Annotated in this window: 11 protein-coding genes; 1 reads left to right on the forward strand and 10 read right to left on the reverse strand. The window is 74.1% G+C overall.

Annotation, left to right across the window (positions count from 1 at the left end; genetic code table 11):
• Positions 1-49 precede the first annotated feature (49 nt).
• The 8 genes from trxA to POL72_RS38025 all read right to left on the reverse strand — a co-directional run bounded on the left by trxA (position 50) and on the right by POL72_RS38025 (position 10,825).
• A complete protein-coding gene (gene trxA / locus POL72_RS37990; protein ID WP_044964524.1) occupies positions 50-691 on the reverse strand; it encodes a thioredoxin in 642 nt (213 codons plus the stop codon).
• Positions 692-846: 155 nt separating this feature from the next.
• Entirely contained in the window at positions 847-1,839 is a 993-nt protein-coding gene (locus POL72_RS37995) for an ABC transporter permease (protein ID WP_272101718.1), read from the reverse strand.
• On the reverse strand, positions 1,836-3,365 hold the full coding sequence (locus POL72_RS38000) for an ABC transporter permease subunit (RefSeq protein ID WP_272101719.1): 1,530 nt from the start codon (positions 3,363-3,365) through the stop codon (positions 1,836-1,838). Before POL72_RS38000 ends, POL72_RS37995 begins: the two co-directional genes overlap by 4 nt.
• 16 nt (positions 3,366-3,381) lie before the next feature.
• Positions 3,382-4,983, reverse strand: coding sequence for an FHA domain-containing protein (locus tag POL72_RS38005; protein ID WP_272101720.1), 1,602 nt, complete (start codon positions 4,981-4,983; stop codon positions 3,382-3,384).
• A complete protein-coding gene (locus POL72_RS38010) occupies positions 4,983-6,077 on the reverse strand; it encodes a S1 family peptidase (RefSeq protein WP_272101721.1) in 1,095 nt (364 codons plus the stop codon). The genes POL72_RS38005 and POL72_RS38010 overlap by 1 nt, the downstream gene beginning before the upstream one ends.
• 16 nt (positions 6,078-6,093) lie before the next feature.
• Positions 6,094-7,911 carry a Stp1/IreP family PP2C-type Ser/Thr phosphatase gene (locus POL72_RS38015; RefSeq protein ID WP_272101722.1) on the reverse strand — a complete coding sequence of 606 codons (1,818 nt, stop codon included), beginning with the start codon at positions 7,909-7,911 and terminating at the stop codon, positions 6,094-6,096.
• Complete coding sequence (locus POL72_RS38020; RefSeq protein WP_272101723.1) at positions 7,908-9,944, reverse strand: FHA domain-containing protein; 2,037 nt, start codon at positions 9,942-9,944, stop codon at positions 7,908-7,910. The genes POL72_RS38015 and POL72_RS38020 overlap by 4 nt, the downstream gene beginning before the upstream one ends.
• 38 nt (positions 9,945-9,982) lie before the next feature.
• Positions 9,983-10,825, reverse strand: a complete 843-nt coding sequence (locus POL72_RS38025; RefSeq protein WP_272101724.1) for a hypothetical protein — start codon at positions 10,823-10,825, stop codon at positions 9,983-9,985.
• A 253-nt stretch (positions 10,826-11,078) separates the two neighbouring features.
• Between POL72_RS38025 and POL72_RS38030 the strand changes: the two genes are divergently transcribed.
• Positions 11,079-11,471, forward strand: a complete 393-nt coding sequence (locus POL72_RS38030) for a hypothetical protein (RefSeq protein WP_272101725.1) — start codon at positions 11,079-11,081, stop codon at positions 11,469-11,471.
• Positions 11,472-11,503: 32 nt separating this feature from the next.
• On the opposite strand, the gene POL72_RS38035 is transcribed toward POL72_RS38030, so the two are convergent.
• Together POL72_RS38035 and ltaE are read right to left on the reverse strand one after the other, a co-directional pair.
• Positions 11,504-12,613 carry a tetratricopeptide repeat protein gene (locus tag POL72_RS38035; protein WP_272101726.1) on the reverse strand — a complete coding sequence of 370 codons (1,110 nt, stop codon included), beginning with the start codon at positions 12,611-12,613 and terminating at the stop codon, positions 11,504-11,506.
• Positions 12,610-13,692, reverse strand: a complete 1,083-nt coding sequence (ltaE, locus tag POL72_RS38040; RefSeq protein ID WP_272101727.1) for a low-specificity L-threonine aldolase — start codon at positions 13,690-13,692, stop codon at positions 12,610-12,612. Before ltaE ends, POL72_RS38035 begins: the two co-directional genes overlap by 4 nt.
• Positions 13,693-13,694: the final 2 nt, after the last annotated feature.

The following is a 13,694-nucleotide window of genomic DNA, read 5'->3' on the forward strand; positions in this document are numbered from 1 at the left end:
GCCGCCGCGAGGCGCCGTGCTCGCCGAGCGGCGCAGCGTGCGGCAGCGGTCAGTCGGGGCGCTGGATCGGGAGCGCCTCGGCCTCCCACGAGAGAAAGCCGCCCTCGAGGAACGCGACGGGCACGCCCTCCTCGGCGAGCTTCGCGGCGACGTCCTTCGACTTGTCGCCGGAGCGGCAGTAGAGCACCGGCGCGCCGGCCAGCATGTGGAGCTCGGCGAGCCGGCCCTCGATCTCCTCGATCGGGATGTGCACAGCGCCCGGGATGTGGGCGCGGCCGTAGGCGGGGGTCTCGCGCGTGTCCACGGGGACCACCTGGCCCTCCCGGATCAGCTGCGCCAGCTCGGCCGCCCGGATGGCGCCCTCGGCGCGCGGGAGGAACGGATCGAGCAGCTCGCGGAGCTGCTTGCGGTTGAGGACGCCCTGCTCGGCGGCCACCGGGCGGCCTCGATGAAAGACCATGAACGTCGGGACGGCCTGGATGCGCAGCGTTGTGGCGATGCGCTTCGACCGGTCGATGTCGACCTTGACCACCTTGGCCTTGCCCTCGAGCTCGCGCGCGATGGCGTCGACCTCGGGCGCGACCGTCTTGCACGGCCCGCACCAGGTGGCGGTGAAATCGATGAGCACGGGCAACTCGCTGCGGAGCACCTCGCGCTCGAACTCCTGCTCGTTGATCTCGGGAACGGCCATGGCGGGCGAATTCATAGCGGGCCTTTCCTGCGAGATCGAGCGGCGCGAGGGCTCCGCCGCCGAGATCGCGGAGAGGAAGGCGATTTCGCGCAATTTCGGCGCGCGAGAGCGCTGCACGGCCGGCGGCTGGCGCGCGGACGTACGGCCCCCGCGCGTCAGCGCGGGACGCGCGCGCGCACGGTGCGTGCATCGATGGAGTCGCGCAGCGCGTCGGCGATGAGGTAAGAGCCGCCGACCGTCGCCAGGAGCAGCACGCCGGGGAAGACGAGCAGCCGGATCTCGCTCGGGTGCCGCGCCGCCTGGCCCAGCGTCTCCCCCCACGAGGCCACGCGCGCGGGCGCGCCCATCCCGAGGAACGAGATCGCCGCCTCGAGCAGGACCACGGACGCCACGCCGAGCACCGAGCTCACGATCACGGGGCCGAGCGCGTTCGGGAGGATGTGGCGGTAGAAGACGCGCAGCCGGGTGCTGCCGAGCGCGCGCGCGGCCATCACGTACTCCTCGCTCGACGCGCGCAGCACCTCGGCGCGCACGAGGCGCGCGATCTCCGCCCAGCGGACGAAGGCGACCGCGAGCACCAGCGACAGCGCGGAGGGCTCGCGCTCGATCGCCCGCACGATGGCCACGACGAGGATCGCCGGGAAGGTGTCGACCGTCTCGACGAGGCGGACGAGGCCGTCGTTCCAGACGCCGCGCAGCGTGCCCGCGAGCCCGCCGAGCACGACGCCGAGGAACATGCCCACGAGCACCGCGCTGAGCGACAGGCCGAGCGCCGTGCGCGCGCCGTAGATCAGCCGCGCGGCGAGATCGCGGCTCTCGAAGTCCGTGCCGAGCGGGTGGTCGAGGGACGGCGACGCGTTCGGGCCGGCGTCGGTGCGCTGCTCCGGGCCGTAGCGGATGGGCGGCCAGATCGCGAAGCCCTCGAAGCGCACCCTGAGCTCGGCCTCGGTGAGCGAATCGAGCGTGGCGCCCTCGGTGACCGCGGGCAGGATCTCCGCGCCTTCCGGCCCGAAGCAGGCGATGGGCGCAGGGGCGGCGAGGAGCTCGGCGAAGATGGCCAGCAGGGCGAGGACGCCGAGCAGCACGGCGCCGATGGCGACGCGCTTGCTGCCGACCATCCGGCGGAGGAACGCCGTCGCGTGGGTCACGCCTCGCTCCTCCGCGAGAGCACCGCCGGGCCGAGCCGCGGATCGACGAGCACATAGGCGAGGTCGGTCGCGATCACGCCGAGCGCGGCGATGGCCGCGGCGCCGATCGAGATGGCCATGAGCCAGCTCACGTCGCGCGCCTGCACGGCGAGGAGCGTGAGCTCGCCGAGCCCGTGGAGCTCGAAGACGCGCTCGACGACGAACGCGCCGCCGAGCGCCATCGGCGGCTCGAGCATGGCGAGCGTCACGACCGGGAGCACGGCGTTGCGGAGCCCGTGGACGGCGATGGCGCGCGCGGCGCCGGCGCCGCGCGCCCGCGCGGCCCGGACGAAGTCCTGCGTGAGGATCGCGACGAGCGCGGCGCGCTGCTGCCGCGCCGGCGCGGCGACGAGCGAGAGCGCGATGAGGCACGTCGGCAGGAGCAGGGACCGCGCGCCGCCCGAGAGGAGCACGGCGGCCACGGCCACGACGGCGGTCGGGAGGACGGCGGCGGTGAGCACGGCGGCCGCGATCGCGGAGTCGCTCCGCCGGCCCTGCGAGGCCGCGCTGAGCGCGCCGAGCGGGATCGCCACGGCGTAGGCCAGCGCGATCGCCCCGAAGACGAGCGCGAGGGTGACGGGCGCGCGCCGCGCGAGCTCGTCGAGCACCGGCTCGCCGGTCGCTGCGACGCCGAGCCGGTGGGTGACCGCGCCGAGCGCCCACTTGCCGTAGCGGGTCTCGAGCACGGTCGCCGCGAGCTGCGCCGGGCCGGTGAACACCTCGAAGTCGCTGCGGTATACGTTCCAGAACGACCTCCACCGCGTGACGCACGCGCGGGCCTCCGCGAGGTCGTCGCCCGGGGCGATCCGGTCGTCGATCTCCGCGATGTGGGCCGCGACGTCGACGAGGGCGCGCGCCTGCTCGAGCGACTCGGCGTCGCGCGGCGGCTGCAGCGCGGCGATCACCGCCTGCAGGGCGAACGTGTCGAGCTCCAGCAGCTCGGCGGCGCGCGACGCGGAGCCGTAGCGGACCAGGCGCCGCACGGCGCTCCGCACCGACGCGCTCCGGAACTCGATGCCGCGGTCGTCCCAGAAGCGCGTCCAGAACGCGACAGCGTGCGCCGGGTCCGCGGCGTCGTCGGCCCGCGGCAGGCCCATCCGCGCCGCGACGGGCGCGAGCGCGAGCGCGACGCGGGTGCGCGGCTCGGGCGCGAGCGCGTCGAGCGGCAGGATGTGCGGCAGCGCGGCGCCGCCGAGGCGACGCAGCTCGTCGGCGGCGGCCGCGGCGTCGTCGCCGCCGGCCGCGATGGCCTGCGCGGCCGCGAGGGCGCGCAGGCGCACGTCGCGCGGCTTCAGGTTGATGAAGCGCGGCAGGTCGAGGAAGCGCTCCCGGCGGAGCCGCGCGAGCTCCGCGCTGGAGAGCGAGCTGGCGAGGAGCGGGTCGTCCGTCGGATCCGGGACGAAGGAGAGCACGAAGAAGGTCAGCAGCGAGACACCGACGAGGGTCGGCAGCGTCCAGAGGAGCCTGCGGAGCGCGTGGCGGAGCATCTCTCTCGGCCGGGAGTCAGCGCAGGATGGCGTCGAGCAGGTCGATGCGCATCCCGAACTTGTAGGGGGAGGCCTTTACCACCTCCATCTTCTGGCCAGAGATCGTCTCGTCGTTGCCCTCGAGGTAACCGCCGGCGTTGATGCCGATGACCTTGCCCTGGCCGTTGAAGATGGGGCTCCCGTTCATGCCGCTCGTGCTGCGGGCGTCGTGCTGGATCAGCCATGCCTCCGCCGCGGGCGCGGGCCGGCCGTTCGCGCCCGTGATCCGGCCGATGTTGGCGGCGAGGAACGTGGCGACGGGGTTCGCGGTGTCCGTGAGCCGCTCCGGGAAGCCGATCAGGTACACGTCGTCGCCGGCGCCCGCCGCGGCGAGCTCCTCCCGCGTCGCGAGCTCGAGCACGGCGGCCGCGCGCCCCGCGATCGTCACGGTGCCGATGTCCGGGGTGAGCTGATCCGCGCTGTCGCGGTACTGCGGGTGCGTCCGCATGCCGGTCACGGCGAAGCTTATCTGGCCTCGGCCCTCGTTCTCGAGCGCCACGATCGCGCCGCCGCGGCGCTTGGCCGCGGTGATGCAGTGGGCGTTCGTCACGAGGACGGAGGGCCGCACCGCGAACGCCGTGCAGAACCCCTCGCGCCCGGCGGCGAGCATGAAGATCCCCTTCCTGGAGCGGTCGTGGAGGTTGCGCCCGAAGTTGGCGTTCGAGGGGTGGAGCGTCCCGAGGCGGCGCTCGATCTCCTTGCGCCGGGGGTCCTCCGGCGAGAGGCCCGCGAGCTCCTCCCGCAGCTGGCTGATCTCGTCGTGGGAGGAGCGGTTGTAGACGATGAGCGCGGCGAGGCTGGCGAGCGCGATCACGAGGAGCGCGGCCAGGATGTAGGTCGTGCGCCGCTGGCCTGCCGTCGCGGCGTGCACCTCCTTGTGGAGCATGGCGTTGATCTCGACGGTGCCGCGGGGCTTCGCGCGCCCCGTGGCGGCCGCGACGGCGGAGGAGATCATCATGGCGATCGTCCGCTCGCCGACCCGCCGCGCGCCGGCCGGCGGCGCGGCCGGGACGTGTCCATGGGGGGCGGCAGCGGGCGCGGGGTACGCGGCGGGCGCGGGGTACGCAGCGGGCGCGGGGTACGCGGCGGGCGCGGGGTACGCGGCGGGCGCGGGGTACGCGGCGGGCGCGGGGTACGCGGCGGGCGCGGGGTAGCCCGCAGTAGGCACCGGGTACGCAGCGGGCGCCGGATGGCCCGTCACTGGCGCAGGGTAAGCCGCGGCGGGAGAGAGGTGAGGCGCCACGGCGTGCGCCGGCGGCGGACCCGACGTGCGGCGCTCGATGAGCTCCAGCCGCACCCGCGGGCCCTTGGCGCCGAACGTGATCTCGTCGCCCGACGCGATCGGGTGCCGCTTGATCCGCTGCCCGCCCGCGTAGGTCCCGTTGCGGCTGTCGAGGTCGTAGAGCACCCAGCCCGTCGCCTCGAGGCGCGCCTCGGCGTGGTGGCTGCTCGCGTCGCGATCGTGGTTCGGGTCGAAGACGACGTCGTTGTCCGGCGCTCGACCGAAGCGCACAGCGCGCCGGTCGTGGAGCTCCACAGACCCGGCGTTGCGCCCGAAGGTGTGTACGACGCGCAGCATCACGGCGCGGGGACCCCCTTCAGCAGATCGATCCGCATCCCGATGCGGAACGGCGAGCTCTGCGTCACCGTCGCCTTCCGGCCGTCGATCGTGACGTCGTCCTCGTCGTCGATGTGCGCCGCGTGGATGCCGATGACGTGCCCGTACTGGTTGAAGATGGGGCTCCCGCTGTTGCCCCCGCGCGTGACCGCGTCGTGCTGGATCAGGACGGCTCGGTCCGGCGTCGTCGCCTCCTCGTCGATGCCGGTCACGCGCCCGATGCGGCCCTGCAGGAACGTCGCCGAGGGGCTCAGCGGGTCCATCAGGCGACCAGGGAAGCCGATGACGTAGGCGTCGTCGCCCGGCCCGATGGCCCGCAGCTCGGCGTCGTTCGCGAGCTTCACCGTGTGCGTCGCCTTGCCGGCTATCCGGAGCAGGGCGACGTCCGGCGAGCCGGCGCCCGCCTGCCCCGGCTTGTACGCCGGGTGGGCCGACATCGCGACGATGGGGAAGCGGACCTTCCCCATCGAGTCGTTCTGCGTGACGATCGAGGTGCCGCCGCGGGCGCGGCAGTCGCGGACGCAGTGAGCGTTCGTCGCGAGCAGATCGGGCGCGATGGCGAACGCCGAGCAGCAACCGCCGATGCGGTTGTCCACCTTGTAGCCCATCACGTAGAGCGCCAGCCTGTTCTGCTCGAAGATGGCGCGCCCCGAGAGCACCTGCTCCGGGATCGCGCCCGACGGGCGCGCCGCGGGCGCGATCCCGAGGCCGACCTCGCGCGCCAGCGCGTCGGCCGCCCGGCGCGACCGGTACGTGACCACGGACGCCACCGCCACGGCGACGAGCGCCGCGGCGACGCCCAGCCCGAGGAGCAGGTTGTGGCGCGACACCTTGCGCCTCGCGTCGTCCGCCTTGGCGCGCACGAGCGCGAGCGCCTTCTCCTCGCGCCGCATCGCCTGCACGACGGCATCCTTGACGATGCGCTGCGCGGTCTCGACGTCGACGCGGCCGTCCGCGTCGGGGCGCCCGGGGGGCCACTCTTCCTGCGGGGCGGCCGGCGTCTGCCGGCCGCGCTTGTCGTTGCTGCGCAGCATCGCGGTGGAAGGCGCGCGCACGTGCGCCGCGCGCACCCTAACGAAGCAGGTAGTAGCCGGCGATGGTAACGCACGCGACGGCGCTCACGATCATCAAGATCACCAGCCACTGCGGCGCGCCGTCGGTCGGGATCATGATCGGCTCGTCGCCCTGGACGGGCGCGCGGGCGTTGCGCTCGTCCAGCGCGTCGTCGGCCGGCAGCGGCGAGGCGACGTGGTCGTAGTCGTCCCCGTCGTCGTCCACGTCGCTGTCGGCGCTGCTGCTGAGCCACGACTTCGGCGAGGGGGGGCGCTGCGAGATCTTCTTCTCGTCGAGCTCCTTCACCTTGCGCGCCGGCTCGGACGCGGCGGCGTTCTGCGCCAGGAGGTGCTCGGGCAGCGCGTACTTCTGGTAGCGGAGGTCCTCGATGTCCTCGAGCTCCGGCGGCGCGAGCCCGTCGCCGTCGAACTTCGCGACCACCACCGTGATGTTGTCGTGCCCGCCGGCCTGGTTGGCCCGATCCGTCAGCACCTTGCAGGCCTCGATCGGATCGTCGACGGTCCGCAGCACCTCGCGGATCTCCTCGTTCCGCACCATGCCCGAGAGCCCGTCGGAACAGAGCATCAGCGTGTCGCCCCGCCTGAGCTCCACGAAGGTGAGGTCGACCTGCACCGAGTCCGCGGTGCCGAGCGCCTGGAGGATGATGTTGTTGTGCTCGAAGGTCTCGGCCTCCTCCTCGGTGAGCTGGCCCGCCTCGATGAGCTGGTTCACGAGCGACTGGTCGCGCGTCACCTGCACGAGCCGATCGCCGCGGAGGACGTACGCGCGGCTGTCGCCGACCTGCCCGAGGAACAGGTGATCGTCCATGAGCGCGGCGATGGTCGAGGTGGTCCCCATCCCTCGCCGGGTCCGATCGAGCTTCGCCTCGCTGAAGATCCGGAGGCCCGCCGCCTCGATCGACTGCACCAGCCGCGCCGCGAGCTCGTCGTGGTTCTCCGGGGGACCGGCGGCGCTCATCCGCTGGTAGATGATGTCGACCGCGAGCTGGCTCGCGACCTCGCCGGCCGCGGCGCCGCCCATGCCGTCGCACACGCCGAGCAGGGCGCCCCGCTCGCCGACGACCTGGTAGCGGTCCATCTCCATCAGGCCGCGGCTCGCGTTCGTGAGATCCGCGACGATGAAGTTGTCCTCGTTGTGCTCGCGGACCTGGCCCACGTCGGTGCGGCCGAACAGCCGCAGCACGACCTCGGGGCGGCGCGGCTCGTCGGGCGGTGTCGCCGCGCCGTCCATGCCGTCGGGGCGCTGCCCGCCCTCGTCCGGCTCGCCGGCTCCCGGCGCCTCGCCCGCGAAGCGCCCGGCCGCGCCGCCGCCATGGGCGGCCTCCGCGGCGGGGGTCTCGTCGAACGCGCCGTCGTACGACGCAGCCGCGAGCGAGGCGTGCGCTTGAGCGGCTGCCGGCGGCGCGTCGGGGGTCACCGCGTCTCCGAGGTCGTCCGACCGGGTCGTGCTTCCATCCGCGTCTTCCTCGCGTGACCCGCCCGCGGTGAGCCGCACCCGCGGCGGTGGAGGGAGCTTCCGCCCGACCTTCTCCGGGCTCGATGCGCTGGGCGCCTTCACGGGCTTCACGGCGATGCCAGCCTTCTGCGCGGCGTTCGCGGCCGGACGCGTCTTGGGCGGCGGGGGCTTCCAGTTCACGGGCTTGCCTGCTTCCACAGACCCCGCCTTGCCGGGCTCGAGCGACGCGGCGCCGTGCGGGGAGTCATGAAGCGCCTTGCCGGCGTGGCTGCTCGAGTCGGTTCCTGCCGAGGCTGCGCCGGGGAGCCCCTCGACTTCCAGCGCCTCGGTCGGCGTTTCGCGGACGGTCTGGTCGCTCATCGGGTGAGATCCACGCGGAACAGGTGCTGCCCGATGCGCACGAAGTCGCGATCGAGGAGGCTGACGTCCTCGCGGATGGCGACGTAGGTCCCGTTCGACGAGTCCAGGTCGCTGAGCGTGAACTCCCCCGTGGCCGGGTTCCTCCGGATGGCGGCGTGGCGTCGCGAGAGGAACGGATCGGCCGTGAATACGATGTCTCCCGTCTCCCGTCCGATCACCGTCTCATCCCGGTAGAGGTGGTACACGTCCCGCATCACGCCCTCCACCGTCCGCTGGCAGAGTCTCGCCCGGCGGTGGATGGCGGGCGAGCCAAACAGCAACGTTCCATGCTGGATGGCATGGCCGAGGCCTCGCTCGCCGTCGTTCACGGTCTGAAACTGTAACACCTCGAGGCCCAGGAGGAGCAAGTCGCCATCTCGGAGGGCGTGCGTCTTCCGGATGCGAAGGTAGATGCGGTTGACGCTGCCCAGGTCACGGAGAACCCAGGACCCTTCCTGCGGAATGATCCGCGCGTGCCGCGGCGAGACGTACTGGTCGTCCTCCAGGAGGATCTCCCCCTCGGTGCGGCCGATGTCGATCTGCGGGCCGGCGAGGGGGAAGCTCTTTCCCTCGGTCCCGTCTTCGACGATCACGATGAGCTTGCCCTCGGGCGCTCGGGTCGGCTGGGTGTCAGCCCGGGTCGGCTGGGTGTCAGCCGGAACCCACGCCGGCGGGCGAGCCGAGAGGGACGCGCGCAGCGGAGCGAGCGGCTGCTGGGAGGGCGGAGGCGCGCTGCCCGTCTCGGTCGAGAGCGGCCCGGCGGGCTCGGCAGCATGCGGGGGCCGATGCGGGTCGCGCCGGGCGTCCGGGGCGAGCGCGGGCGCTGGCTGCGGGCGGTCGGTGGCGGGTCTGGCGGGGCGCTCGGAGGCGGGCCGCTCGCCTTCGAGGGGCGCGCCGCAGTACTTGCAGAACCGCGTGCCCGCCAGGCACTGACCGCGACAGCGCGCGCACTCGACCGGCGGGACGGGCGCCCGCTGCGAGGACGCGATGTCGACGACCGGCGAGCCGACGATCTTGTCGGCGCTGCTCCCGCTGGCCGCGGGCGGGGGCAGCCGCGCCGGGGGCAGGGCGACCGGTGGCAGCGGGGGCGGAGGCGGCCTGGCCGGCGCGCCGCCCCGTTGCTGCGCGTCTCCGGCGCCGGAGCGCTCGTCGCGGGCCGCCGGCGGCGCGGCCTCCGCCGGAGTTGCGTGCCGGGGCGTGACGTGCGTGACGTGCGTGACGTGCGTGACGTCGTCGAGACCTCGCGCGGTCGTCCCGATCTCCTCGTGCGGCGGGGGCGCCATGTACGGCGCGCCAGGGGAGAGCGCGGCGCCTGGCTCGCCGCGCTCTCCCCTGGCGCGCTTCGACACCTGGCTCACCGGCTGTGGAGCGCCCGCCGCCGCTCCGCCATCCTTCCTGTTCAGCGGCGCGCCGCACGTCACGCAGAAGCGGTAGCCCGGAGGGTTCTCCCCGCTGCAGTTCGGGCAGGAGAGCCCCAGGATCGCGTCGGTGATCGAGGGCGTCGCGGGAGGCGCGGGCGCGTCGCCCCGCTCGGTGACCTTCGGCGCTTGCAGGGCTGGCACCATCTGGATCGCGCTGTCCAGCGCGCCGGCAGCCGGCGTCGCGGCGCCCTCGCGCGCCGGGCGCGATGCGCCCTCCGCGCGGCCGTGCGCCGCCGGCATCGCCGGTTCCGTCCTCGCCGAGTTGAGCGGGCTGAAGGAGAACACGGGCGCCTCCGGGCGAAGGCGCCCCGGCGCGCCGCGAGGCCCCGGCGGCCTGGCGACCGCGCGGGCGTCGTTCGCGGGCGGCGGCGTCTCGGCCTGTGCAGGCGCGGGCAGGGCCGGGAGCGACACCTGCGGCAAGCCGCTCGGCGGCGTCGGCGGGACGACCCGCGCCTCTCGAGCCTTCAGCCGCCGACCGCAATCCTGACAGAACGTCAGATCGCCAGCGTTGTCGCGACCGCACACATCGCAGATCACGCTGCCGAGGGGACCGCGGAGCGACGGTCGAGTCAAGTAGCCGGTGCGTTCTCTCGAGCGGACAGGGGAACCGCTCAGCGCCGGCCGACCTCGGTCCGCACCTCGAGGAGGAGCTCGAAGCCGACGAATTGCGCGATGGCGGTGGCCCGCTGGTAGTTCGCCGTGTCCCTCCAGCCAGCGAGCAGCACCGGCCGGTACACGCAGCTGACGCCGAGCACCGCGCGGCGCGAGACCTCCAGCTCGACCCCGACGCCGCCGAAGATGAGCGCGCCGCCCGTCTCGACGCCCCACTCGTTCCCGTAGGCGACGCCGCCGATCCCGGCGGAAAAGTACGGAGCCGCCCGGTAGCCGATGTCCGGCAGGTACCTCATCTCGGCCCGCAGCTGCTGGAAGATTCCAAGCCGGTAGAGGTTGCTCGAGTCCATCTTGGTGAACTGGTACGCGCCGCCGAAGTACCAGGGGCCCGGCGAGCGGTATCCGCCGCGGATCGCGAGCCCGCCTCCGCTGCCCAGGATGCACGCGTAGAGGGGCCCCGAGCGCGGGCATGCAGCGCCCGGATCGAGGCTCATCTCTGCCACGAGGGCGACGCCGTACTGCACGTACTCGACGTGCAGCGGCGGCGGTCGGGAGGCGAGCTCGACGCGCGGCTTGACGGCGAGCGATGGCTCCTGTTCGGCGGCGGTCTCGTCCCCCGCCGCGTGGAGCGGCGCGCTCCCGGCGGGCGGGGCGCGGCCGTCCTCGGCCCCTTCGCCCGGGCCTCCTCCCGTCCGGCCGCCGGCGGGAGCGCCTGGCGCGGCGCCGTGGAGGGCGCCCTCGGCCTGGGGGTGCGGAGGCGCGGCCCGCGCTGTCAAGGACAGCAGGGCGCCGGCCGCGATGATCGCGGCCGAGAGCGCGCCGGGCGGAGATCGCAAACGCACGAGTTGTTTGAGATACGCGAGAGATCTGCCGCCGGCAACGCTCCTCCGCCGCGCGGGCGCTGGAGGCGTGCCCGCGCCGACCTCCGACGTGGGCGAGCGCGTGGCCGCCTGGGGCAGCTCCGCGCCCCGCGGCGTCCTGGCCGCGCCCCCAGGAAAAGACGCGATGGAGGGGGGAGGCGAGCGGTCTCTTGAAGCTCGACACCATACGCCGCTTGACGGCAGCTGCGAGGGTCGCCTAAACGAAGCCACCTTCATGGAGATTCACCTCGACAAGCGTGCCGTAAAGCAGATCCGCCTCTCTGCGGCGGATGCCGTTGAGGAAGGCGACACCGAAGCGCTGCGCGAGGACGTCCTCGAGGCGTTCTCGGAGGAGCAGGTCGAAGAGATCGAGCGTCGTCTGGACAGCGGTGATTTTTTTGAGTTCTTGACCGACGTGCTCGACGAGTGGGGGGGCGACGACGTGGACGAGCTCTTCGAGCTCCTCGAGACCCAGCTCGGCGACATCGGCATCGATCTGAAGTACGAGCCGCGCGAGGACGACGACGACCTCGATGAGGCCGACGACGAGGACCTCGCCGACGACGAGGACGAAGACGACGAAGACGACGACGCCGAGCTGGAGCCCGCGGACGACGAGGACGACTGAGCGCGGCGACCGCGCCGCGCGGCGTCCCCGCGTCAAGGGTCCTTCCGTTCGTCGAGCTCGCGGAGGATGTAGTCCGCGCACGGGCGAGGCGCCGCCGGGAGCGACGGACATATCGCGTGCGCGCAGCGCGCGTAGCGTGATTCTGGGAGCTCCCGGGCGATCCGGGCTGCGGTGGCGCACGCCTCCTTGCTCCGGCCATCCTCGCGCCACAGCTTCGCCTCGGCCCAGAGCGCGTCGTCGCGCAGGATGGACGCGGGGTGGTCCGTATAGAGCTTGTGCAGCTCGCGGCGCGCGGCCGCGCGATCGCCGAGCGCGTCGCGGTAGAGGCGCGCGATCTCGAGCTGCGCGTCGTCGAACTTCCCGCGGTCGTAGCTGCCGGTGACGGCCGGCTCGCGCGCGGAGAGCATCTCCCTCAGGTAGCCGATGGCCTCCTCGGGGCGTCCGAGGGACGCGGCGAGCTCCGCCGCGTGGAACAGGGCGTCGTCCGTCAAGCTGCCGACGGGGTACGGGTGCGCGCGCGCGGCGGCGACGAGCGCGCGCAGCGCGGCCTCGCGATCGCCGCTCCGCTCCAGGAGGAGCGCGGTGTGGTAGGCGACGTCCTGATCGAGCTCCGTCCCGCGGAGCGCGGGGCCGCGCTGCCGCAGCCACGCGAGCGCGCCCGCCGCGCCGGCGCGCTCCTCTTCGCGCCGGATGAGCCGCTTCAGCGCGTTGCGCGCGAGCCCGTGCGACGGGTGGCGGAGCGTCGCCGTCAGCAGCATCGCGTAGCCCGCGTCCGCGTCGCCGTGCTCGATCGCGAGATCGGCGAGCTCGAACTCCGCGCGCTCCGAGCGCGGCCCGCGCGGCGAGTCGGCGAGCAGCCGCTCGTACGACGCGCGCGCCTCGCCCCAGGACTCCTCACGCTCGAACGAGCGCGCCTGCATGAGGCGCGCCTCGTCGCGGTCCTTCACGCGCAGCGCCTGCGACGCGGCGTCGTCGAACGAGCGGGCCGCCTCGCGGTAGCGCCCCGCGTGGTAGGCGCGCTCGCCGGCGGTCATCGCGGCGAGGTAGGCGTCGCCGAGCGCCGGCGCGCACGCAGGGCCGAGCAGCGCGGCGATCGCGAGGGCGATCGCCGGCGCGGGGGCGTTCGTGCGGGGGCCGCTCATGCGCGCGCGCCCTCGGCGCCGCGATCGCGCGGCTGCGCCAGCACCTCGGCGAGCGCCTCGGCGAGGGCGCTCGCCGCGGGCGCGACCTGCTCCGGCGCGAGATCGAGGTGGGTCACGGCGCGGACGGCGCTCCGGCCCGTCGCCCCCACGAGCACGCCGCGCCGCCGCGCGGCCTCGACGAGCCGCTCGGCCGGGATGCCGGGCGTCTCGATGTAGAGGATGTTCGTCTCGGGCTCCTCGATCGTCGCGGGCGCCGCCGCGTGAAGCGCCGCCGCGCGCATCGCCCGCGCGATGGCGCGCGCGGCCTCGTGGTCCTCGGCGATGCGGCCCTGGTGGTGCGCGAGCGCGTACAGGGCGGCGGCCGCGAGCACGCCGGCCTGCCGCATGCCGCCGCCGAGCATCTTCCGGAAGCGCAGCGCGGCGCGGAGCACGTCGGCGCTGCCGCACAGCGCGGAGCCGACGGGCGCGCCGAGGCCCTTCGAGAAGCAGACGCTCACCGTGTCGAACGGCGCGGCGAGCTCGGCGGGCGTCCGGCCGGCGGCGACCGCCGCGTTCCAGAGGCGCGCCCCGTCGAGGTGCAGCGCGAGCCCGTGCGCGCGCGCGACCGACGCGATGGCGAGCACGTCCTCCTGCGGAAAGACCCGGCCGCCTGCGCGGTTGTGGGTGTTCTCGATCGCGACGAGGCTCGTGCGCGGGAGGTAGTACTGCGGCGGCTTGATCGCGTCCTCGACGTCGGCCGCCGTGAACAGGCCGCCGCGCCCGGCGAAGGCGAACTGCACGCCGCTCCAGGCGGGGGCGGCGCCGCTCTCGTAGAACGCGCAGTGCGCGCCCTCGCCCACGATCACCTCGTCGCCGCGCTGGGTGTGGCAGAGGAGCGCGATCTGGTTGCCCATCGTCCCGCTCGGCACGAACAGCGCGGCCTCCTTGCCCGTGAGCTCCGCGACGCGCTCCTCGAGCGCCCGCACGGTGGGGTCCTCCCGGTACACGTCGTCGCCGACCTCGGCCGCGGCCATGGCGGCGCGCATGGCCGCGGTCGGTCGGGTCACGGTGTCGGAGCGGAGATCGATCGTCGCTTGCATCC

It is taken from the genome of Sorangium aterium (assembly GCF_028368935.1).
In the GTDB taxonomy this organism is placed as follows: domain Bacteria; phylum Myxococcota_A; class Polyangia; order Polyangiales; family Polyangiaceae; genus Sorangium; species Sorangium atrum.